The organism is Cytophagaceae bacterium ABcell3 (genome assembly GCA_030913385.1).
GTDB lineage: Bacteria > Bacteroidota > Bacteroidia > Cytophagales > Cytophagaceae > ABcell3.
The window spans coordinates 4,402,689-4,422,996 of the sequence record CP133159.1; the positions used below are offsets into that span (position 1 = coordinate 4,402,689).

At 39.2% G+C, this 20,308-nt stretch carries 21 protein-coding genes; 13 read left to right on the forward strand and 8 right to left on the reverse strand.

Annotated features, from left to right (window positions below):
• Positions 1-37: 37 nt before the first annotated feature.
• The 3 genes from RCC89_17945 to rpsT all read right to left on the reverse strand — a co-directional run bounded on the left by RCC89_17945 (position 38) and on the right by rpsT (position 1,752).
• Positions 38-685 (reverse strand): DUF1684 domain-containing protein, encoded by a 648-nt coding sequence (locus tag RCC89_17945; GenBank protein WMJ75030.1) that lies wholly within the window; start codon positions 683-685, stop codon positions 38-40.
• Complete coding sequence (radC, locus tag RCC89_17950; GenBank protein ID WMJ75031.1) at positions 669-1,373, reverse strand: DNA repair protein RadC; 705 nt, start codon at positions 1,371-1,373, stop codon at positions 669-671. The genes RCC89_17945 and radC overlap by 17 nt, the downstream gene beginning before the upstream one ends.
• Positions 1,374-1,500: 127 nt before the next feature.
• On the reverse strand, positions 1,501-1,752 hold the full coding sequence (rpsT, locus tag RCC89_17955) for a 30S ribosomal protein S20 (GenBank protein WMJ75032.1): 252 nt from the start codon (positions 1,750-1,752) through the stop codon (positions 1,501-1,503).
• 148 nt (positions 1,753-1,900) lie between these two features.
• Between rpsT and RCC89_17960 the strand changes: the two genes are divergently transcribed.
• Complete coding sequence (locus tag RCC89_17960) at positions 1,901-2,836, forward strand: zinc dependent phospholipase C family protein (GenBank protein ID WMJ75033.1); 936 nt, start codon at positions 1,901-1,903, stop codon at positions 2,834-2,836.
• A gap of 155 nt (positions 2,837-2,991) precedes the next feature.
• Complete coding sequence (locus RCC89_17965; GenBank protein ID WMJ75034.1) at positions 2,992-4,569, forward strand: tetratricopeptide repeat protein; 1,578 nt, start codon at positions 2,992-2,994, stop codon at positions 4,567-4,569.
• 380 nt (positions 4,570-4,949) lie between these two features.
• On the opposite strand, the gene RCC89_17970 is transcribed toward RCC89_17965, so the two are convergent.
• The gene (locus tag RCC89_17970; protein ID WMJ75035.1) at positions 4,950-6,215 is read right to left on the reverse strand and encodes a replication-associated recombination protein A; all 1,266 of its coding nucleotides are present in this window, start codon (positions 6,213-6,215) and stop codon (positions 4,950-4,952) included.
• A gap of 173 nt (positions 6,216-6,388) precedes the next feature.
• Between RCC89_17970 and RCC89_17975 the strand changes: the two genes are divergently transcribed.
• Positions 6,389-7,285 carry a DMT family transporter gene (locus RCC89_17975; GenBank protein ID WMJ75036.1) on the forward strand — a complete coding sequence of 299 codons (897 nt, stop codon included), beginning with the start codon at positions 6,389-6,391 and terminating at the stop codon, positions 7,283-7,285.
• Between the two features lies 1 nt (position 7,286).
• Here RCC89_17975 and RCC89_17980 read toward each other — a convergent pair whose 3' ends face one another.
• Genes RCC89_17980 through RCC89_17990 form a run of 3 tightly spaced genes read right to left on the reverse strand, consistent with a single transcriptional unit; the run spans position 7,287 to position 10,866 of the window.
• Positions 7,287-7,895, reverse strand: coding sequence for a bifunctional precorrin-2 dehydrogenase/sirohydrochlorin ferrochelatase (locus tag RCC89_17980; protein WMJ75037.1), 609 nt, complete (start codon positions 7,893-7,895; stop codon positions 7,287-7,289).
• Between the two features lie 5 nt (positions 7,896-7,900).
• Complete coding sequence (gene cobA, locus RCC89_17985) at positions 7,901-8,728, reverse strand: uroporphyrinogen-III C-methyltransferase (protein WMJ75038.1); 828 nt, start codon at positions 8,726-8,728, stop codon at positions 7,901-7,903.
• A gap of 5 nt (positions 8,729-8,733) precedes the next feature.
• Complete coding sequence (locus tag RCC89_17990) at positions 8,734-10,866, reverse strand: nitrite reductase (protein ID WMJ75039.1); 2,133 nt, start codon at positions 10,864-10,866, stop codon at positions 8,734-8,736.
• Between the two features lie 355 nt (positions 10,867-11,221).
• On the opposite strand from RCC89_17990, the gene RCC89_17995 reads away from it, so the two are divergent.
• The 3 genes from RCC89_17995 to RCC89_18005 all read left to right on the forward strand — a co-directional run bounded on the left by RCC89_17995 (position 11,222) and on the right by RCC89_18005 (position 14,157).
• The gene (locus tag RCC89_17995; protein ID WMJ75040.1) at positions 11,222-11,632 is read left to right on the forward strand and encodes an OsmC family protein; all 411 of its coding nucleotides are present in this window, start codon (positions 11,222-11,224) and stop codon (positions 11,630-11,632) included.
• A gap of 20 nt (positions 11,633-11,652) precedes the next feature.
• A complete protein-coding gene (locus RCC89_18000) occupies positions 11,653-12,834 on the forward strand; it encodes an aminotransferase class I/II-fold pyridoxal phosphate-dependent enzyme (protein ID WMJ75041.1) in 1,182 nt (393 codons plus the stop codon).
• 132 nt (positions 12,835-12,966) lie between these two features.
• Positions 12,967-14,157, forward strand: coding sequence for a hypothetical protein (locus tag RCC89_18005; protein ID WMJ75042.1), 1,191 nt, complete (start codon positions 12,967-12,969; stop codon positions 14,155-14,157).
• Between the two features lie 190 nt (positions 14,158-14,347).
• On the opposite strand, the gene RCC89_18010 is transcribed toward RCC89_18005, so the two are convergent.
• Positions 14,348-14,785 carry a hypothetical protein gene (locus RCC89_18010; protein WMJ75043.1) on the reverse strand — a complete coding sequence of 146 codons (438 nt, stop codon included), beginning with the start codon at positions 14,783-14,785 and terminating at the stop codon, positions 14,348-14,350.
• A 211-nt stretch (positions 14,786-14,996) separates the two neighbouring features.
• Between RCC89_18010 and RCC89_18015 the strand changes: the two genes are divergently transcribed.
• The 7 genes from RCC89_18015 (at position 14,997) to RCC89_18045 (ending at position 20,232) form a co-directional block, all read left to right on the forward strand.
• On the forward strand, positions 14,997-15,536 hold the full coding sequence (locus RCC89_18015; GenBank protein WMJ75044.1) for a sigma-70 family RNA polymerase sigma factor: 540 nt from the start codon (positions 14,997-14,999) through the stop codon (positions 15,534-15,536).
• Position 15,537: 1 nt separating this feature from the next.
• Entirely contained in the window at positions 15,538-16,494 is a 957-nt protein-coding gene (locus tag RCC89_18020; protein WMJ75045.1) for a hypothetical protein, read from the forward strand.
• A 69-nt stretch (positions 16,495-16,563) separates the two neighbouring features.
• Positions 16,564-17,469, forward strand: a complete 906-nt coding sequence (locus RCC89_18025; GenBank protein ID WMJ75046.1) for a permease-like cell division protein FtsX — start codon at positions 16,564-16,566, stop codon at positions 17,467-17,469.
• Positions 17,470-17,479: 10 nt separating this feature from the next.
• Positions 17,480-17,695 (forward strand): DUF3098 domain-containing protein, encoded by a 216-nt coding sequence (locus RCC89_18030; protein ID WMJ75047.1) that lies wholly within the window; start codon positions 17,480-17,482, stop codon positions 17,693-17,695.
• 95 nt (positions 17,696-17,790) lie between these two features.
• Positions 17,791-18,474, forward strand: a complete 684-nt coding sequence (gene truB, locus RCC89_18035; protein WMJ75048.1) for a tRNA pseudouridine(55) synthase TruB — start codon at positions 17,791-17,793, stop codon at positions 18,472-18,474.
• On the forward strand, positions 18,461-19,402 hold the full coding sequence (locus tag RCC89_18040; protein ID WMJ75049.1) for a bifunctional riboflavin kinase/FAD synthetase: 942 nt from the start codon (positions 18,461-18,463) through the stop codon (positions 19,400-19,402). The genes truB and RCC89_18040 overlap by 14 nt, the downstream gene beginning before the upstream one ends.
• Positions 19,403-19,437: 35 nt before the next feature.
• Positions 19,438-20,232, forward strand: a complete 795-nt coding sequence (locus tag RCC89_18045; GenBank protein WMJ75050.1) for a M48 family metalloprotease — start codon at positions 19,438-19,440, stop codon at positions 20,230-20,232.
• The last annotated feature ends 76 nt before the right edge of the window (positions 20,233-20,308 follow it).

Genomic DNA, 20,308 nt, shown 5'->3' on the forward strand with positions numbered 1-20,308 from the left:
ATTAATTCAAGCTGCAAAAATACTGAAATCCCGTTCTTTATTCATAAGCCTTGTAATTTTTTTCTCCTGCACGTATTTCTTGGTCAATAAAATTACCTTCTGGAGGCAATGGACAACTATATCTGATGTTATAAACACAATAAGGATTGTAAGCAAGGTTAAAATCTATCTCAATTTCTTCCTCATTATCATATTTTAGATCCAGATACCTGCCCCCACCATAAGTATCTTCCCCACTGGTCTTATCTGTAAAAGGCAAAAAAAGCATGGTCGTGTCCACTTCATTGCCTGTCCTTTTCAAAAGCAGGACACGAGCAGGTTGCTCATTCAACTCAAAAGAGGCATAGGCATATTTAATAAAATCTTCTTTTTTGCCATCACTTCTTTTAATAGAAATTACCTGTTCATCCCCGGTCAGAAGCTCTAAAGAAGCTGTAGTTTTATAAGAAGGGTCTGGATCATAGTAGTTTAAACCTTCAAACTCAGCTTGATTCTCAATTGGGGAGTCTTTATCTCTGCCAAAGTATTTATCCTTTTCCTTCCTAAAAGCCTGTACTGATTCTATATAAGCCTCAGGATCTTCTGTTTGCTCAGTGGAAAAAAGAGACACAAAGATCATGATGACAACGAGGCCAATCAGACCAGTAAGAATGGATTTAGAATTAATATTAAAGGGTGCCTTCATCTGCAAAACTGTAATAAGAATGATCTGTAAATATAATATGATCCAACACAGGAATTTCAAGAAAAGCTCCGGCTTGCTTCAATTTTGTAGTAAGTCTCAAATCTGCATCGCTAGGCTTGAGGTTTCCTGATGGATGATTATGTACTAATATCACAGAACATGCCAGATTTTCAAGGGCTGCTTTAAAAATAATTTTAGGATCGGCCACGGTGCCTGTTATGCCGCCACTGCTAATAGGCACTTTCTTCATCACATGGTTTGCCCGATTGAGCAACACAATCCAGAATTCTTCATGAGGCAAATCAAGCATATGAGGTTTCATAACATTATAAACGTCCTTAGAACAAGTGATCACGGACTTTTGCATAGAAACCTGCTCTTTTCTTCTTCTGCCTAATTCAAGCGCACTCACAATGGCAATAGCTTTGGCCTCTCCTATCCCTTTAAATTTTTGAAGGTCTTTTACAGAATACTTTGCCAACTCATTTAGGTCATTTCCGGCTTCCTTCAATATAAGCTTAGAAACATCTACAGCACTCATTGAAACTGTACCAGAGCCAATAAGAATAGCAATAAGTTCTGCGTCGGAAAGTGCGTTTCTGCCTTTCAACAAAAGTTTTTCCCTAGGGCGATCCTCCTCTGCCCAACTTGGAATCTTTAAAGAGGTGGTCGTATAAGAACTGGTCATTATTGTAAAAAAATTAATTTTAAAAAATCAACAACTCAGAAAAAACCAGAATACCTAATTGCCCAACAACACGAAAAGCCTTATATCAACAAAGATATAAGGCTAGACACAATATATTTTTTTTATATTATAAACCTGCTATATGCTTGGCAAGCTTAGACTTCTTATTAGAAGCATTATTCTTATGAATAACCCTATTCTTTGCAAGTTTATCAATCATTCCAGTAACTTTCTTGAATAACTCCTGAGCTTCCGCTTTATCAGTAGTATTCTGAAGCTTCTTAATAAAAGTACGCGTGGTCTTCGCCTGATACTTGTTTCTTAATGTCTTACTCTTTGTAGACCTGATTCTTTTTAATGCTGACTTATGATTGGCCATAATATCTTAAATAAACTTTTATCTATCCAAAAGGAATGCAAAGGTAATTCAAATATTTACAAAAACAAAAAACGCCTCACTTTTTTCACTGAGATTTGACAAACCATTACCCTCCTTCTTAACTTTATACCAAAGTTATTTTTTTAAGATGTTTATTACAAGATTTTTAGCTATTCTGTTATTGTTTGCCTCTGGACACCACTGTTTGGGGTGGGGATTTTTTGCACACAAAAAAATCAACCGATATGCGGTTTACCTACTCCCCTATGAAATGGTGGGCTTATACAAAAGCCACATTACTTATTTAGAAGAAGCAGCGGTAATCCCTGACAAAAGAAGGTATGCTGTAAAAGAAGAAGCCCCAAGACACTATATCGACCTTGATGAGTACGATGATTTTGCCACAGGTTTGCCTCAAGACTGGGAAAGTGCTGTAGAGAAATTTTCTGAGGACACGCTACTTGCTCATGGCATAGTACCTTGGCATATCCAAACCATGAAACACAGGCTAACAAATGCTTTTAAAAATAAAGATCACGAAAAAATCATCCGGTATTCCGCAGAAATAGGTCATTACATTGCTGACGCGCATGTCCCTTTACATACCACGAAAAACTACAATGGTCAACTGACAAATCAGGTGGGCATACATGGCTTTTGGGAATCCAGGCTTCCAGAGCTATTTTTTGATGAGTATGACCTATTTTTAGGAAAAGCAACATATATAGAAAACACGCAAAAAGCTGCTTGGGAAGCCGTGTATACATCACATGCAGCCGTAGACTCTGTTTTAACACTTGAAAAAATGCTCAACGACCGTTTCCCTTCGGACAAGAAATATAGCTTTGAAGAAAGGGGGAACTCAACTATAAAAGTATATTCCCAGGAATATGCCACAGAATACCGCCGCATGCTCAACAATATGGTAGAAAAACGCCTGAGGGCATCTATAAAATTGGTCGCAAGCTTTTGGTACACTTGCTGGGTTGATGCAGGGCAGCCAGACCTTGGAAATACTAAGATCCCGAACTTAGAAGCACCTTCAGACACCACATTTCAACCTCACACGCAATGTACCCACTAAACCAGTTTAACTAACACCGTTGGCTATTAAAACTGTACTTTTTTCACTTTAACAACTTTTAGTTGGAATAAACAAACAATCTCAAACAAGTACTTCTATCATCCTTTTTCTTCATCGGTTTTCAAACTATATTTGAAGAGTAACTAACATCATCTATGAGACACGGAATACTTTCAACTATAGTTTTATTAATCTTATCAGTTTGCTCTTCGAAAGCACAATCAAATGAAATAGCTGGCAAGATCTATAATATGCAAGGCCCAAGGGCTGGAGCATGGGATTTATTGGCTGACAAAGAAAGGTTCTATCTTGACGAGAGCAAACATAAGGACCTGGTCAATTTAACATCCAAGAAAGACCTTCCTGCCTTTGTCAATGGGTGGAAAAGCCTCACTAGTACGCTTTTTATAAAAACCGACATTTCTTTTGAAGATGCAAGCCTAAAAGCGATTCAAGCTGCCTTTGACCCGAAGAAAGCATCTGCTGAAATCACAGATGTAAAAGAAGGCGACCTTTATATTGCCCGCATCAGAGATGAAGATGTTTATGTGATAATGAAAATTGATGAAGTTTTAGATGACGGCAAAACCATTACACACAAAAATGGTCATAACAATGACTACATCAGCTTTACTTATAAAAGGTTTGTAGCCCCTTCCGCTAATGATGAGTTCTTGTCGCATGAACAGCTGTACGAAAAAGCGATGAATGCGTACAAGAAAAGCAATTACACTATGGCTATAGCTTATTTGGATCAAGCTATTAAAAAAGACGATTCGCATTTTGACTATTTTTACTATAGAGGCATTTCAAATCTGGAACTTGAAAAGTTCAATGCAGCTGACAAGGATTTTACCCAAACCATTGCTATGGACTCAAGCCATATGAATTCCTTTCTAAAAAGAGGCAAAGCAAGGGCTGGGAAAGGCGAACATGAATTGGCGGTTGAAGATTTTTCTACAGTGATCAACAAAGATAGTTCTGTTGTAGAAGCCTGGAGTGGCAGGGGAAATTCTAAATATAAGCTGGAAGCATATACTGGCGCTATTGATGATTACACCCAAGCCATTAAGCTTGAGCCGAAAAACTTTATGCACTACTATGGAAGAGGGCTTGTCAAAAACGACGACGCACAGCTTTCGGAAGCCATTAAAGATTATGACAAAGTGATAGCACTTTACCCTGAATACAATAATGGCTGGTTCCAAAGAGGGCTAACCTTTAATAGTCTTGGAAAATTTGACGCTGCAGTAGAAGATTTCACAAGAGTAATACTGTTAGACCCTGAAGACAAAAAATCTTTGTACAACAGGGCAACCGCCAGAAGAGAACTAAACCAGTATCAAGAAGCTGTTTACGACTATAACAAAGCCATCACCTTAGACCCAGAACTAAGTGAAGCATATTATGAACTTGCCAATACAAGAGTTAAAATGAAGGATGTTCAAGGTGCTATTTTCGACTTTAACAGGTATGTTGAAAGAAACCCTAAAGACCCAAAAGTCTTTGTAACAAGAGGGCAGTTCTTTATGGAGCTTGGAAGGGCCAATTATGCCATTCACGATTATGACAAGGCTATTGAGCTTGATAACAACAATGCGGAATATTTCCTATATAGAGGCATAGCCAAGAAAAACGCAAAAGACAAAGAAGGAGCATGTGCCGACTGGAAAAAAGCATCTTCTCTAGGTAACTCAAAAGCTGAAGAGTACACAAAGAAACACTGCAAATAAAATAATGCTGCGGGGCTTTTAAAACCGGTTCGTAAATATTTTAATTAGGGCCTGCTGAAAAAGTCACAAGTGTGCAAGATACGCATGGCCTTACATGAAGACGTATTGGAATACTTCGAATGTAAGGCCATAAAGTAGATTGTGCGCTTGTGGCTAGCCCAAAAAAAGTATTGGGTTAAAAGCTTCTCACTTTAATGTGCACGGAAAAATAAGAAATAACCGAAAAAACCTTGCACCTATACCTCCTAATTCTTATACAAATATCAACAGATCAATGTTTTGGGCGTTTTTCAGCGCGCCCTAATTAAAAGGGTCGCAGTAAATGTGATCCTTTTTTTATTCCTACACCCGAAATCTAATGCATAATCCAGGTTGAAAAATTAGTACTTGTACTTATTTTGCCAGAACTTCTTTAACCTTTGCCGCAGTTCATTCTCCCTGGCATTATTACCGGGGTTATAAAGTTTTGTACCGCTCAGTTTATCCGGCAAGTACTCCTGAGGTGCAAAATTATTTTCATAATCATGGGAATATTTATACCCCTTACCATACCCTTCGTCTTTCATCAATTTGGTTGGGGCATTTCTAAGATGCATAGGTACAGCCAAGTCGCCATACTGCCTGACTAGCTGTCCAGCCTTCTTGATTGCCACATAAGATGCATTACTTTTAGGAGAAGCAGCTAAGTAAGTAGTACATTGAGAAAGTATAATTTCTGCTTCAGGATAGCCGATCACCTGTACTGCCTGGAAACAATTGGTGGCCATAACCAAAGCAGTGGGATTGGCATTACCTATATCTTCAGAGGCTGATATAATAAGCCGCCTCGCGATGAATTTAACATCTTCTCCCCCTTCAATCATCCTTGCCAACCAGTAAACGGCCGCATTCGGGTCGCTTCCCCTAATGCTCTTTATAAAGGCCGATATGACGTCATAGTGCATTTCGCCTTGCTTATCATAAAGGGCAACTTTCCGCTGGGCTACCTTCATCACGGCCTCATCCGTAATTTCTACAGGGTCGACGTTGGCTTCAATAACCAGTTCCAATAAATTCAGCAGACGACGGGCGTCCCCTCCTGATATATTGAACAGTGCAGAATAACTTTTAATGCTAACAGTTCGCTTCTTCAGTTCTACGTCTGACGTAAGGGCATATTGAACAAGGGATTTTAAATCATCTTCTGTCAGAGGTTTTAAAGTATACACTTGGCAGCGGGACAAAAGCGCAGAAATAACCTCGAAAGATGGATTTTCAGTTGTAGCACCTATAAGGGTGATCACGCCTTTCTCGACCGCCCCTAGCAAAGCATCTTGTTGCGATTTGCTAAACCGGTGAATTTCATCTATAAATAAAATAGTCTTTGTTTTTCCTTTAGCACGCCCTATTACCTCCCTAACTTCTTTGACACCGGAACTTACAGCACTTAACACAAAAAAAGGTACTTTAACAGTATTGGCTATAATATTGGCCAAAGAAGTCTTTCCCACTCCAGGAGGACCCCAAAAAATCATAGAAGGAATGCTCCCTGACTCAATGACCCTCCGAATAATACCTCCTTCACCAATCAAATGCTTTTGACCAATATATTGATCTAGCGTTGAAGGCCGTAAACGTTCTGCCAAAGGAATTTGATTATCAAACATTTCAATCAGTTAATTTATGTTAAACCCAGATCTTGTAACCGTGTTTAACCTGAAATATAGAACTTTCTATTGCGTAGCAAAACAAAATATGTCATTGCCATTAACAAACAGTGGGCAATTGCGAGTTAAACAATTACATGAAATTACAATTAAAAAATGTATAATTTTACTTCATGAATGACCTTTTCAAGGCACACGCCTTACTTATTGCCAGTACACTTATTGCCGGGTTTAACCTAACCCTTTCAAAATTTGTTATGCCCGAATACATTCAACCGTCAGCCATCATAGTTATACGGGTGCTAACTTCTGCTATTTTTTTTGGTCTATTACACCACATCTTTATTAAAGAACCCATTGCCTTCAAAGATATAAAAAAGATCTTCCCATGTGCATTATTTGGCATTGCTATAAACCAATTGCTCTTTTTTGAAGGGCTAAACCTGACCGCTCCTATCAATGCCGCATTGATGATGACTACCGCCCCTGTACTGGTACTCCTGATTTCTTCCTATATGCTTAAGGAAAGAATAACACTACCTAAAGCCTTAGGGATATTGCTAGCGGCCACAGGCGCCATACTTCTACTTTTGCAGTCAGGAACAGCTACTGGCGAGCTGTTTAAAGGTGATTTGTTTGTATTGATCAATGCTGCCAGCTGGGCGGTGTTCTTAGTTATTGCGAAACCCCTCTTGCAACAATACCATGCTATCACTATAATCAAATGGATGTTTTACCTGGGCTTTTTTATGGTGCTGCCATTTGGTGTAAAAGACGTAGGAGCTATAAACTGGGGTGTCATTCCAACACATGCCCTGCTATCTTTGGGGTTTATTGTATTGTTTGCCACTATTGGCGCATACTACCTTAATGTGGGGGTGCTTAGATATGTCAACCCGTCGGTAGCTGGGACATATATTTATTTCCAACCTGTAGTTGCTTCGTTAATAGCTGTCAGCTTTAACCAAGACACATTTACCAATGAGAAGATATTATATTCCAGCCTAATTGTAACAGGTGTCTATATGGTCAGCCATAAAAGATCTCAAAAAGCAGTAAAAGCAAAGTAAACTACTTCTTATCCTTCATAACCGAGGTTATTTCATTCAGCTTTTTTACCTTAAAGTCAAAATCGCCTTTGAGCTTGTCACGGATGGATTGCAGGTTCTCTAACACATCGTCGATTTCCTCGGGCAGTATTTCTTCCAGCATTTCACGCATCCGTTTAGCAAATGTAGGAGACTTTCCATTGGTAGAAACAGCGATTTTTAAGTCACCTTTTTTCACCACTGAACTTAAATAGAAGTCACAAAGGTCAGGAGTGTCTGCCACATTTATCAAAATATGCCTTTCCTTGGCATCTGCCCAAACCTGATGATTCAATTCTTTTAGAGACGTACCAGCAATAACCAAGTCTTTTCCTTCTAAAAAAACGGGGTTATAAGGCTCCTCGATTAAAACAAGGCCCTTATGTAGATGGGCCAGTTCCTTGATTTCACCCCGTATTTCAGGAGCCACTATAGTTACAGAAGCTTCAGGGGCGTTTTTCAAAACAGCAGATACTTTTTCAAGCCCTACATATCCCCCTCCTACAATCAACAAATGTAGGTTTTCGAGCTTAAAGAAAACAGGAAACAGTTTATTTCCCGTATTGCTATGGTTGCTGTTTTCCGTAGACATACTACCTACTCTTTTTTTGCATTTTCAAAAATTCCAGGAAGTTCAGAAAGACTCACCTTTTTGGAAGATTTAACCGGAACCGTTTTTAGTTCATTTACAGTTTCAGCGATCCAATCAGGGTGAAGGCTCACAACTTCTCCAACAACAATAATAGCAGGGGAACCGATACCAGCGTTTTCTGCTACTTCTACTATAGAACCGACTTTGCCTATCAAGTACTTTTCTTTGGGGAGTGTACCATGTTGGATGATAGCCACAGGCACTTCAGACTTGCCTTCATTGGCAAATATCCCCATGATCTCCCGAAGTTTGGTCATACCCATCAGAATCACAACAGTAGCTTTAGAGCGGGCGGCATCCTTAATGTCTTCGGACAGTTGATGGTTTCTGGTAGTACCGGTAACAACCCAAAAACTCTCGTTGATCCCCCTTCTGGTAAGAGGTATTTGCTGAAGTTCAGGGACGGCAATGCTACTGGAAATGCCTGGAACTATTTCTGTTTCCACTCCATGGCTTTGAGCAAACAAGATTTCCTCATGACCACGGCCAAAAATAAACGGATCACCCCCTTTTAGCCTTACTACATGGCCATGCTTTTTGGCATTGTCAACAATAAGCTGATTGATATCTTCCTGAGGGAACTGACATACTCCTTTGAGCTTCCCGACAAATATTTTGATGGCACGGGCAGGAGCATAATTGAGAAGATCTGGGTGTGCCAAGGCATCGTAAAGCACTACATCGGCCTCGGCAAGTGTTTTTAATCCTTTTACAGTAATCAGGTCCGGATCTCCCGGACCTGCCCCTACTAGCGTCAGTTTGGGTTTTCTCATTAAAATTATTTTACCAGTTGTTTTTCTCTAACAGCGATTACTTGCTTAACAAAATCCTGAGCCTCCTTCAAGTACTGCTCTGCAAAAGCTTTGGAAGGTTCGTGTTCTTTCATCTTAAGCACTTGCTTTGCAAAATCACCTTCAAACACAAAAAAGTTTCCTTTTTCAACAAACTGTTCATTAAAATCATTTATTATACCCATTTGCGTATTGCAGCTCACACCCTCTGAAGTCAAAAGTGCTTTAGCTCCACTCACAAATGTAGTATATGACTGATAAATAGCGTCTGCGTAAGTCTCTCTTTCAAGAAACCTTTCAGCTATCTGCAGTTTTTCTTTGGTTTCGTTGATAAGCGTTCCCACAAGGTCTACCATAGCGCCAGCACACTCTCCCACACCTACTTCTTTAACATATTTTTCAGTATGCCCCCAGTCAATGTAATCTAAGTCTGTTATACTGCTAAGATCGGCCAAAGGCTTAAGTAATCTGTAAAAATACATTTTGTCAGCCTCTTTTTGCCTACGGTAGTAGTCATTGAAACGCTCACCTTCTTTTGAGTTTTCCTGATAATCATTAAGGATATACCTTAACGCTTCAGGACATCTTTTAGATGGAACTTTGATTACCTTGTCAGCAATAGATCCTGAACCATCAGGCTCAAGGCCACCTCCCAACAATAGCTGCATAGCAGGCAGTACATAAGGGCCATTCTTGATAGACATACCATGGAAACCTATATTTCCAATGGTGTGCTGTCCACAAGCATTCATACAACCACTAATTTTTATTTTTATATCCTTGTTGTAAACAAGTTGTGGGTACTCCTCCTTAAGGATCCTTTCCAGTTCGGTAGAAACACCTGTACTACTAGAAATACCAAGGTTACAAGTATCAGTACCAGGGCAAGCGGTGATATCCATTATGCTATCATAACCAGGCTCTGCCAAGCCAAGCGCATTTAACTCGTTAAACAAAGAAGCCAAGGCCTCTTTTTTAACAAAACGTAGCAAATAGTCTTGATTTACCGTAATACGCACATCGTCGGCAGCATATTTTTTAATAACAGCCGCAAACTTACGAGCAGTATCTGTAGACATGTCGCCCAAATGCACTTTTACATATACGCCATAAAAACCTTTTTGCTTTTGTTCAAAAACATTGGTTTTTAAGAAAGTTTCGAACTTGTCAGCGTCAACAGGAGCTTCTTCCGCAAAAGAACCTTCTGGCAATACAGGTTCTCCAAGCACATCTCTATCGGTAACATAAGATTTACTCTTAATAGCCAAACGCTCTTGCTCAACAAGTTTAAGGAATTCCTCAATACCAGTTTTATTAAGCAAAAACTTAAGACGGGCCTTATTTCTTTTAGCCCTTTCGCCAAAACGGTCAAAAACCCTAATCACCGCCTCTGTAAAAGGGATCACTTGGTCTTCTGGAAGGAATTCGCTGGCTAGGTGGGCATGAAAAGCCTGCGCACCAAGACCGCCACCTACAAACACTTTAAACCCTCTAACTTCTTTGCCATCCTCAATTTTAACTTTAGGAATAAAACCTAAGTCATGCATAAAGCCAAAAGCATCGTCACCTTCTCCTGAGGAAAAAGACATTTTAAATTTCCTTCCCATTTCCTGGCAAATCGGGTTGCGCAAGAAATACCTAAACTGCTCATAGGCATAAGGAGAAACATCAAAAGGTTCATTAGGGTCAATGCCTGCAACCGGAGAAGCAGTAATGTTCCTGACCGTGTTACCACAAGCTTCCCTAAGCGTAACCCCTACTTCTTCAAGAGCAGCCCAAACCTTAGGAGCATCGTCAAGCTTTACATAATGAATTTGGATATCTTGACGGGTAGTCAAGTGCAGGTTTCCAGAAGCGTATTTATCAGAAATATCAGCAATACGAATCAACTGATCAGGACTTACTTTTCCAAAAGGCAGCTTGATTCTAACCATCTGAACGCCTTGCTGGCGCTGTCCGTACACCCCTCTGGCAAGACGAAAAGCCCTAAACTTTTCTTCATCGATTTGCAAATTGCGAAAAGCCGATATCTTACCATTCAGTTCAAGAATATCCTCTTTGGCTGCCGAAGAAATCTTTTCGGAAAGTTCCAATCCTGTGTTCTTTAAATCTGTACTCATTATATTGATCGCTGTATTTTATACTTAAGAAAATAAATAAGAAATATTATATAGTGGCAGGTTTAAGCCTAGAATAAAACATTTCCGCTCTTAGGAAAGAGGGAATAACGTAAAATGCAACAGCAACACTTCCATGTTGACATATCAAAACAACTTAATAACGTTAAACATTATTTCATAGACTACTCCAAAAATACAGAAAATTCTACTTTGATCAAATTTTCTAAAATAAAATTTTGCTAAAATTATTTCTACTTAATAATACCAAATAAAATTCTGTTATATTATCTTTGTTCCTGATTTTAAATTAAATTACGGCAGTTAAGACCAATAAAGTTTTACTCAATAAGTAGTCATGTTAATAGAACTTTCCCAAAAAGACGGCTTTCATTTTGAAGCTTTAAATGAATCCGAGCAAATAGTACATATAGATGCATCTCCGGCCATAGGCGGCCAAAACAAGGGAGCAAGACCCATGGAGCTTTTAATCATGGGCTTGGGCGGTTGCAGCGCCATTGATGTCATCAATATTCTAAAAAAGCAGAAAATTGAAGTACAGGGTATGCGAATCAGGATTAACGCAGACAGGGATCCAGAAGCTGTACCATCACTTTTCACCAATATACATGTGGAGTTTATCCTCCCTGCCACCGTAGACAAACAAAAGGCCGAAAGGGCCGCTGCCTTATCTATGGACAAGTACTGTTCGGTTGCCAAGACTTTGGAAAAAACTGCCAAAATAACCTATACCACACACTTTGAATAACCTTTACCTTCTGAATATATATGGAAGAAAATAAAAACTTTGAAACGCAAGCCGTCCGAACACAAGCAGAACGGTCATACAACAGAGAGCATTCTGTCCCGCTGTACATGACATCGAGCTTTGTTTTTGAAGATGCCGAACAAGCCAGGGCCATGTTTGCCGATGAAGTACCTGGGAATATTTACACCAGGTTCTCTAACCCTAACAGCTCTGAGTTTATAGAAAAAATGGCGCTGCTAGAAGGGGCTGAAGATGGCTTTGCTACCGCTTCAGGCATGTCGGCTGTATTTAGCAGCATGGCTCCTTTTTTGAACGCAGGCGACCATGTTCTGATTTCTAAATCTGTCTTCGGCTCAACCATTCAAGTGGTCAGCCAAATATTTCCTAAGTGGGGAATTTCTTATAGTTATGCGGACATAAGAAAGCCGGAAACTTGGGAGGGCCTTATTCAACCAAATACTAAGATGATCATGGTTGAAACACCTTCCAACCCCGCACTCGACCTTATAGATCTGGAATGGTTGGGGAAATTGGCAAATAAACACAATATTTTGTTGAACGTAGACAACTGCTTTCCTACGCCTTATCTCCAGCAACCTATTAAATGGGGGGCACATATTGTAACCCATTCGGCCACTAAATTTATTGATGGTCAGGGAAGAGCTATTGGAGGTATTATTTTAGGCAGTAAAGAACTGATCAAGGAAGTCAGGTTTTTCTGTCGCCACACGGGACCTGCCTTATCCCCTTTCAATGCTTGGATATTTTCTAAAAGCCTTGAAACATTAGCTTTAAGAATGGACAGGCATTGTGAAAACGCCTTAAAGTTGGCCCAGCATCTGGAAAACCATCCAGAAATCGAACAGGTAAAATATCCTTTCTTGCCTAGCCACCCACAATTCGAACTAGCCAAAAAACAAATGAAAGCAGGCGGAGGCGTGGTAACTTTTATCGTAAAAGGTGGTATAGAAAGAGGCCGAAAGTTTCTAAACGCACTGCAAATGGCTTCCCATACTGCAAACCTTGGCGATAGCAGAACCATTATTACCCACCCGGCATCTACCACGCATTCAAAGCTAACTGATGAAGATAGAGCTTCGGTAGGTATATTGCCAGGACTTATCAGGGTTTCTGCCGGCCTGGAACATATTGACGATATTATAACAGAGGTTGAGCAAGCATTGGAAGCATCTAAAGCATAGTTCTCCAATCCTTCCTTTTAATTCACCAAAAGCCGGATTTTTTCCGGCTTTTGTTTTGTAAAGCCCCCTGAAAAACTTTATAGCCCATGCCCATGTTAATATTTTAGGAGATTAATAAAAAAATTTGAAGGTATGGATGTATTCAACAGAGAGGAGCTTGAGAAACTGGCGGAAGTAAGAAATGAATCATGTGTATCAATATACATCAATACGCACAGGGACGGAGAAGAAGCGAACAATAGAACCGATATCCTTTCTTTAAAAAATGAACTTCTTAAATTGAGAAGTACTTTTAGAGACCGGAATTGGCATGAAAACCAAATTGAGGAGCTACTGGGTCCTGCATTTCGTTTATTAGAAGATGTATTCTTTTGGCAACATCAGGATAAAGGATTAGCAATATTCCTTTACCCGGGCTATATCAAAAGCTATAAAGTGCCAATAGACTTCCAAACTACTTCTTATATTTCTAGAGAGTTTATTTTGAACCAGATGTTTCCTCTTCTAACTGGAAACGGGGAATTTTTCCTTCTGTCTTTAAGTAAGGAAAACACAAGGTTTTTTAAAGCCGACATGCATAATATTCAGGAGATTACGCATGAAGCAAAAGTGCCTGAAACAATGGACTCTACGCTGAAATATTATGAATTTGGCAGAAAATGGCAAAAAGGCACCAGCGGCAATACCATTATAGGAACAAGTGCAGCTTCTCCTAATGGATCTCCTGGAAATGTAATTTTCCATTCTCACGGAGGGGACACTGTTTCCGAAAACGATTACATATTTGAGTATTTCAGGTATGTCAATAATGAAATATCTAAAACACTCAATGAGCACAAGCTGCCACTGGTAGTAGCCGGTGTTGATTATTTTATCCCGTTATACGAGCGGGCCAATACGTACGATCAGCTTATTCCAGAAGCTATCAAAGGAAACTTTGACCACACGCATGAGCATGAGCTTCACCAAAAAGCTTGTGAAATTATGGGTTCGAGGTTTAACAAACCTTTTAAAAAATCACTTGAAAAATATAGCGCATTTGCAGGCACAGGTAAAACCTCTTACGAACTGGAAGACATTTACCTCTCTGCCAAAGCAGGCCGGATAGAAACCTTATTTATTGAAGAGGGAGCGCATATCTGGGGTGACTATGAAGAGGAAAGAATAAAAATCCACAGTTCCATAAGGGAAAACACGATAGATTTCATTAACGAGAGTGGCTGCGAGACTGTCAAAAATAGTGGGGATGTTTATATAGTTCCTAAAGAAAAAATGCCAGTGACTGATGTTTCTCCAAAAATGTGTGCTATATATAGGTACTAGTGAAAAATGGAGTAGTAAAATGGAAAATCCTGCAGGTGTATAAATAACTGCAGGATTTTTTTTCTCCGAACTATGCATCAGGACTTAATGGCTGAAAGAAAAAAATACAGACATACTAAGTGCCAAGTGCATACTTCGGGTCTATCATAACACCTGTTGTTTTCAAAAGTAGATTTAAGTTTGGGTTAAATTAAACCCAGCCCGCCCTTCTGGTCAATGATTCACGCATGGATGCGTAAGGCATATTAACCCTGAAACATACACAATCAGAGACCAGCCCATTGGCTGCGTGAATAAACAGCTTGTACTTTTCAAGTTTTGCAATGCTTTTCGCAAACCGGATAATTTCTTTTCTTGTGCCTGACAATGGAAGAAACCTTAAAGTTCCAGGGTCTAGCAGTCCCCAACCATTAGCTGTAGGGATTAAATGGCGGTTGACGCTTGGGCTGTTGTTCCTTAACGCATGATGATCTTTTAAATTCATCACTACCTCCACAGAGATATTTTCATTGGTATCAGATCCAACCCCTTTGCTTTTTAAAAAATCAGAAATTTCACAAGCTTTTATTTTAGCATCCCCTTCAAAAATGTAAGAAGGGAAAGGATAGTTTTTAATTTTGTCCGCCATAAAAAAATGATTTGCTAAGTGCTTACAAAACCTATCATTGATTATTTTGTTTAAGAAAAGTATAATTTTTTATTTTTTTTTAAGTTATTTTAACAACCTTAAATCAATCATAATCAATTTATAATAAGTAAATTAAAAAAAGTCTTCTCAAATTTTTATAAAGAAAAAAAATGATTAAGGTTACCATTTCGCCCATTAAAGTATATATAGTATGAAAGATCAGGAAGTCATTGAACGAATACGGAAAGGTGACGAGGGAGCCTTGGACTACCTCTACAAGAAGCACTACCGTATGATGGTAAAACTGATCCTCAAAAACAGTGGTAATGAGGAAGAAGCCAAAGATATTTATCAAGAAGCGTTAATAGTGCTTTGGCAAAAGGTGACAGACAAAAACTTTATCCTAACCTCAAAAATAAGCACCTTCCTTTATAGTATCTGTCTGAACCTCTGGAGAAAAGAATTAGAAAGAAAAAGCCGCCACTCTAATGAAGAAGCGGACGTTCCAGAATTCATGAACATTGAGCAGCAAGAAAGGATTGATATAATAAATAGGTGTATAAATAGTTTGGGCGATACCTGTCAAAAGATCCTTATGTACTACTACTTTGACAAACTATCGATGACAGATATCGCTGATAAAATGGGTTTTGCCAATGCCGATACTGCAAAAACAAAAAAATATAAGTGTAAAAAAGAGCTTGACAAAAAAGTAAAATCATTGTTTACGGCTAGTGATTTTTTAGATTAATATGAACAGAGATATAAATAGCGAACTTATAGATAATTTTCTCACCGGACAGATATCTGCCAGAGAGAAAGCCGCTTTTGAGGAGGCTATGAAGAAAGATCCGCTTCTGAAAAACGAAGTGGAAGTGCAGCGCGATATTGTTGGTTCAATAAAAAATGCCAGAAAAGCCCAATTAAAAGACCGCTTAAATCAAATAGAGGTACCTTCGGTTTCTTCAAGCAGTTCATTGAACGGTGTCAAAATAGCTGCCTCCATAATTTTGACAGCAGTTACAGGAGCAACGATCTTCCTGTTTACCACCAACAATGACCGCCAAGAAACGGCTGTAGAAGCTGTTCCGCCTTCAGAACTGATAGAGCCTGAAATTACTTATTCTGAACAACAGGAACAGTTTAAAGAAAAGGCTGAGCCTATAGAAGAGGAAGTTGAAATTGCGATGGCCGCTCCAGAGGAGACTGAGGAAATAGCAACACCTAAACCTCTAGAGCCTAAAAAGACTGAAACGCCAGCCAAGGAAAAAGCACCGGAAGTGTCTGCAGAAAAGTCGACAGCACTTGAAAATCTGAACTTTGAACCTGAAATGGGCAATATCACAGAACCTTCATATTCACCTGACAATAGTTTGGAACTTCCGTCAGCCAACCCTTCGCAAGGTACTGACTTGAAAGTGGAAGGAACTGATGTAAAGGTGTCTGACAGCGAAAAATTCAAGTTCCACTATAAGTATTATAACAATAAGCTGTTCTTATATGGCTCCTTCAAGGAGTATTATCTAAGAGAATTTAAACCATACAGCAAAAAACACATGTACCTGTTTTTCGACGAGGACATTTATGAAATTAAAGAAACTCAGGATATCATTCCGCTAGAAAAAATAAAAGATAAGGAGCTTATCCAGCAGCTGAAGCAGTTGAAAGAGAAAGACCAACTGGAACAGCTAAAAGAGAATGAAAGATAAATAAAGAGATTATCCGGTCGTTATTACTTCGTTGTATAATTTATTATTAAATTTGATCGCATAGAAGTAATGACGGCTGGAAACCCAAACATAAAGAAAAGAAAAAAGAAGAAGCTCGGTAGTTACCCCTACCCTACAGTTATCTTCAGCATTTCCATGGCACTCTTTGTCATGGGACTTTTTTCATTGCTGCTCATTCATGCCGACAAACTTTCCACCATAGTCAAAGAGAAGTTTGAAATACATGTCTACCTCCAAAACAATTTGGCTGAAACACGGCTAATTACGCTTCAAAAACTATTATCTGAGCAGCCTTACATCCAGAAAAAAGAAAACACGCCGCTCATCCATTACATTTCCCAAGAAGAGGCCGCAGAAAAGTTCATTGCGGAAACAGGTGAGGATTTCTCAAAAATCTTGGGCAACAATCCACTCCACCCTTCTTTTTCAATAAGAATACACCCCGACTATACTGAGGCAGAAAGCCTTAAATCCATTGAATCTGAGATACTAGAAATGGATGGAGTTTTTGAGGTGGAGTACAAAGAGAATTTGATCACGCAGATAAACAAGAATGTAAGGAACATCAGTGCTATACTTTTGTGTTTTTCTTTTATCCTGGTGCTTTCATCAGTTTTATTGATCAATAACACCATTAAACTGGCCTTGTACTCACAGCGCTTCTTGATCAGAAGTATGCAGCTGGTAGGAGCAAGAATGGGCTTTATAAGATGGCCATTCTTAAAACATGCACTTTTACATGGTCTGATCAGCGGCATGGTAGCCGTTTTAATGTTGTCGACTTTGCTGTACATTGCGTACAAAGAAATACCTGATATGCAGATTCTCCGGGACAATTATTTGATATTAGCTGTCTACGGCAAGTTACTGGTCATCGGAATGCTTATCGGATTCTTCAGTACGCTGCGGTCAATAAATAAGTATTTAAATATGTCTTTAGACGAATTATATTAAAATGAATAATATGGACGATAAAAAAAACCTGGCGTTTAAAAAGATCAACTACGTTATCATGCTAGTAGGGATAGGTTTCCTTGCTTTAGGTTTTATAGTTATGGCATCTGACGGCGAAGAGTTTGGTTTTGGCGCAGCAGGCTTGACCATAGGCCCAATTATTGTACTTTTTGGCTTTATAGTGGAGCTATTTGCAATAATGTACCAACCTAAGAATAAACAATAGGACTTGACTCGCACACATTTGTCCTTTTTTATGATAAGAAAAACACTCCTCCAAAGGAGTTAATCTACGGTGGACAAAAGCGTGTTGTATAGAAAATGAATATAAATACAGATTTTGAAAGCGGGCAGGTTTTATTGATAGACAAACCTTATAAGTGGACATCTTTCGATGTAGTAAAAAAACTCCGCAACCAATTAAAAGTAAAAAAAATAGGACATGCAGGCACTTTAGACCCTTTGGCAACGGGCTTATTGGTGCTTTGCACAGGAAAATTCACAAAAAGAATTGAAAGTTTTCAAGCACAGGAAAAAGAGTATGTTTGCAGGATGCTCTTAGGGAAATCCACGCCTTCATTTGACCTTGAAACACCATTTGACTGTGAATATGACATTTCTGCAATAACCGAAAGTATGATCAAGGCAAACCTTGTAAACTTTCTAGGTACTCAATGGCAAATACCACCTGTATTTTCAGCAGTTAAGGTTAACGGTGTCAGGTCGTATGAAAAAGCACGTCGTGGAGAAGATGTCGCTGTCAGACCTCGTTCTATATTTATCCGAGAGCTGGAAATTACAGATATTAGCCTGCCCGAAATTACTTTTAGGCTTGTATGTTCAAAAGGAACATATGTAAGGAGCTTGGTTAGGGATTTTGCCAAAGCGTTAGGTACTGGAGGATGTATGTTGGACTTAAGAAGAACACGAATCGGTGGGTTTAATGTAGCCAGTGCCTATAAACCAGAAGACTTCATAAAGATTGTCAAAAATGAAATTATATAAAGGCACAGATGAATTTCAAAAACTGCCTTTTGCAGTAGTTACCGGAGGAACTTTTGATGGTGTCCACAAAGGCCATCAAAAAATCTTGCGCCGGCTAAATACTATTGCCCAACAAGAACATGGAGAAAGTGTGGTCATAACTTACTGGCCGGTACCGAGAATGGTATTGAAGCCAGATGATGATATACAAATCTTAACTACTCCTGAAGAAAAGATACAGCTTATAGAGGACGCAGGCATTGACCACCTGATCATGATCCCTTTCAGCAAAGAGTTTGCCGCCATTTCATCTTATGACTTTGTCAGAGGAATACTTGCCGATAAAATTGGAACGAAAAAACTTGTAATAGGCTACGACCACCGGTTTGGCAAAAACAGGGAAGGAGGATTTGAGTATCTAAAGGCAAACGAATCCGCTTTTGGATTTGAGGTGGAAGAGATTCCGAGGGAAGATATCAATAACAACACCATTAGTTCTACTTTTATTAGGGAGTCTATCCTTAAAGGCGATGTAGCCAACGTAGTGCCTTACCTAGGAAGAAACTATTCGATTTCCGGGAAAGTGGTTCATGGAAATAAACTGGGTCGTACCATCGGCTATCCGACTGCCAATGTAGTAACCAACTACCCAGAAAAACTGATACCTGGAAATGGTATTTATGCTGTAAAAGTTAAAGTAAAAAACAATGTTCATGATGGAATGATGAGCATTGGCATCAGACCTACTGTAGGTGGCACTAAACGTACGGTAGAGGTCAACATTTTTGATTTTAATGAAGACATTTATGGAGAAGCCATAGAAGTCTACTTTTATGAATACTTACGACCTGAACTTAAGTTTGATTCTCTTGAAGAGCTAGTTAAAGCCATTGACCAAGACAAAGAAAATACCCTGAAATATTTTAATAAGTTCTCGCATACCAATTAATTTTTTTCCGTTTATTTGGCAGAAAATTCACCAAAATGAAAAGGTTTTATTTGCTGCTCCTGCTGCTTTCTTCAACGGTCATGGTTACCTGCAAGAAGAAGCCCAACATCTTTACCATTGAAGATGATATAAATTTTGGCAAACAAGTAAGGGACTTTATAGAAAACCCAGATTCTTCTGGAATGATTGTTTTAAAACCAGAAGACTACCCGTTTGCCTACGACTACCTCTTTAGCATTAGAGACTATATATTGAACTCAGGGAAAGTGCGGTATAAAGATCGTTTTGAATGGCATATGCGCATCATCCATGACGACAACACGCTAAATGCTTTTGCCGCACCCGGAGGGTATATTTACATTTACACAGGCCTGATCAAATACTTAGAACATGAAGACCATTTTGCAGGTATTCTCGGCCATGAAATCGCCCATTCTGACCGAAGACATTCCACCAACCGCTTAAGCGAAGTGTATGGGTGGAATTTACTGTTTGATGTTGTTTTTGGCAAAGACCCTTCTGCTGTAAGAAATATAACCCAGGGTTTGATGAACTTAGGCTTTAGCAGGGCCAATGAAAATGATGCCGATGCATATTCTGTAAAATACCTTTGTCAAGAACCTGCCAGGTATGAATCTGATGGGGCAGCGGGCTTTTTCCAGAAACTAATTGACGAAGGCCAAGGAGGTAAAGGGTGGGCTTTCCTAAGTACCCACCCTTCAGGAGAAAACCGGGTCAAAAACATTACAGAAAAAGCCGTTTCCCTTTCTTGTGATACGGATCTGAAAAGCCCTCAAAGTTGGAGAGACTTCAGAAACAGTCTTCCTTAGTTTAGGGCGCTGAAAAACGTCCAAAATATTGATCTGTTTATAATTGTATAAAAATTAGGAGATGTAGGTGCAAGGT

What these genes read in the sequence shown, in the direction of transcription:
- RCC89_18005 (WMJ75042.1), top strand. Translation starts at nt 12,967, where the DNA reads ATGGATGTATTCAACAGAGAGGAGCTTGAGAAACTGGCGGAAGTAAGA.
- RCC89_17975 (WMJ75036.1), top strand. Translation starts at nt 6,389, where the DNA reads ATGAATGACCTTTTCAAGGCACACGCCTTACTTATTGCCAGTACACTT.
- RCC89_17980 (WMJ75037.1), bottom strand. Translation starts at nt 7,895, where the DNA reads ATGTCTACGGAAAACAGCAACCATAGCAATACGGGAAATAAACTGTTT.
- RCC89_18020 (WMJ75045.1), top strand. Translation starts at nt 15,538, where the DNA reads ATGAACAGAGATATAAATAGCGAACTTATAGATAATTTTCTCACCGGA.
- RCC89_18025 (WMJ75046.1), top strand. Translation starts at nt 16,564, where the DNA reads ATGACGGCTGGAAACCCAAACATAAAGAAAAGAAAAAAGAAGAAGCTC.
- radC (WMJ75031.1), bottom strand. Translation starts at nt 1,373, where the DNA reads ATGACCAGTTCTTATACGACCACCTCTTTAAAGATTCCAAGTTGGGCA.
- RCC89_17970 (WMJ75035.1), bottom strand. Translation starts at nt 6,215, where the DNA reads ATGTTTGATAATCAAATTCCTTTGGCAGAACGTTTACGGCCTTCAACG.
- RCC89_17995 (WMJ75040.1), top strand. Translation starts at nt 11,222, where the DNA reads ATGTTAATAGAACTTTCCCAAAAAGACGGCTTTCATTTTGAAGCTTTA.
- RCC89_17990 (WMJ75039.1), bottom strand. Translation starts at nt 10,866, where the DNA reads ATGAGTACAGATTTAAAGAACACAGGATTGGAACTTTCCGAAAAGATT.
- RCC89_18045 (WMJ75050.1), top strand. Translation starts at nt 19,438, where the DNA reads ATGAAAAGGTTTTATTTGCTGCTCCTGCTGCTTTCTTCAACGGTCATG.
- RCC89_17965 (WMJ75034.1), top strand. Translation starts at nt 2,992, where the DNA reads ATGAGACACGGAATACTTTCAACTATAGTTTTATTAATCTTATCAGTT.
- truB (WMJ75048.1), top strand. Translation starts at nt 17,791, where the DNA reads ATGAATATAAATACAGATTTTGAAAGCGGGCAGGTTTTATTGATAGAC.
- RCC89_18030 (WMJ75047.1), top strand. Translation starts at nt 17,480, where the DNA reads ATGGACGATAAAAAAAACCTGGCGTTTAAAAAGATCAACTACGTTATC.
- RCC89_18015 (WMJ75044.1), top strand. Translation starts at nt 14,997, where the DNA reads ATGAAAGATCAGGAAGTCATTGAACGAATACGGAAAGGTGACGAGGGA.
- RCC89_18000 (WMJ75041.1), top strand. Translation starts at nt 11,653, where the DNA reads ATGGAAGAAAATAAAAACTTTGAAACGCAAGCCGTCCGAACACAAGCA.
- RCC89_17960 (WMJ75033.1), top strand. Translation starts at nt 1,901, where the DNA reads ATGTTTATTACAAGATTTTTAGCTATTCTGTTATTGTTTGCCTCTGGA.
- RCC89_18010 (WMJ75043.1), bottom strand. Translation starts at nt 14,785, where the DNA reads ATGGCGGACAAAATTAAAAACTATCCTTTCCCTTCTTACATTTTTGAA.
- rpsT (WMJ75032.1), bottom strand. Translation starts at nt 1,752, where the DNA reads ATGGCCAATCATAAGTCAGCATTAAAAAGAATCAGGTCTACAAAGAGT.
- cobA (WMJ75038.1), bottom strand. Translation starts at nt 8,728, where the DNA reads ATGAGAAAACCCAAACTGACGCTAGTAGGGGCAGGTCCGGGAGATCCG.
- RCC89_17945 (WMJ75030.1), bottom strand. Translation starts at nt 685, where the DNA reads ATGAAGGCACCCTTTAATATTAATTCTAAATCCATTCTTACTGGTCTG.
- RCC89_18040 (WMJ75049.1), top strand. Translation starts at nt 18,461, where the DNA reads ATGAAATTATATAAAGGCACAGATGAATTTCAAAAACTGCCTTTTGCA.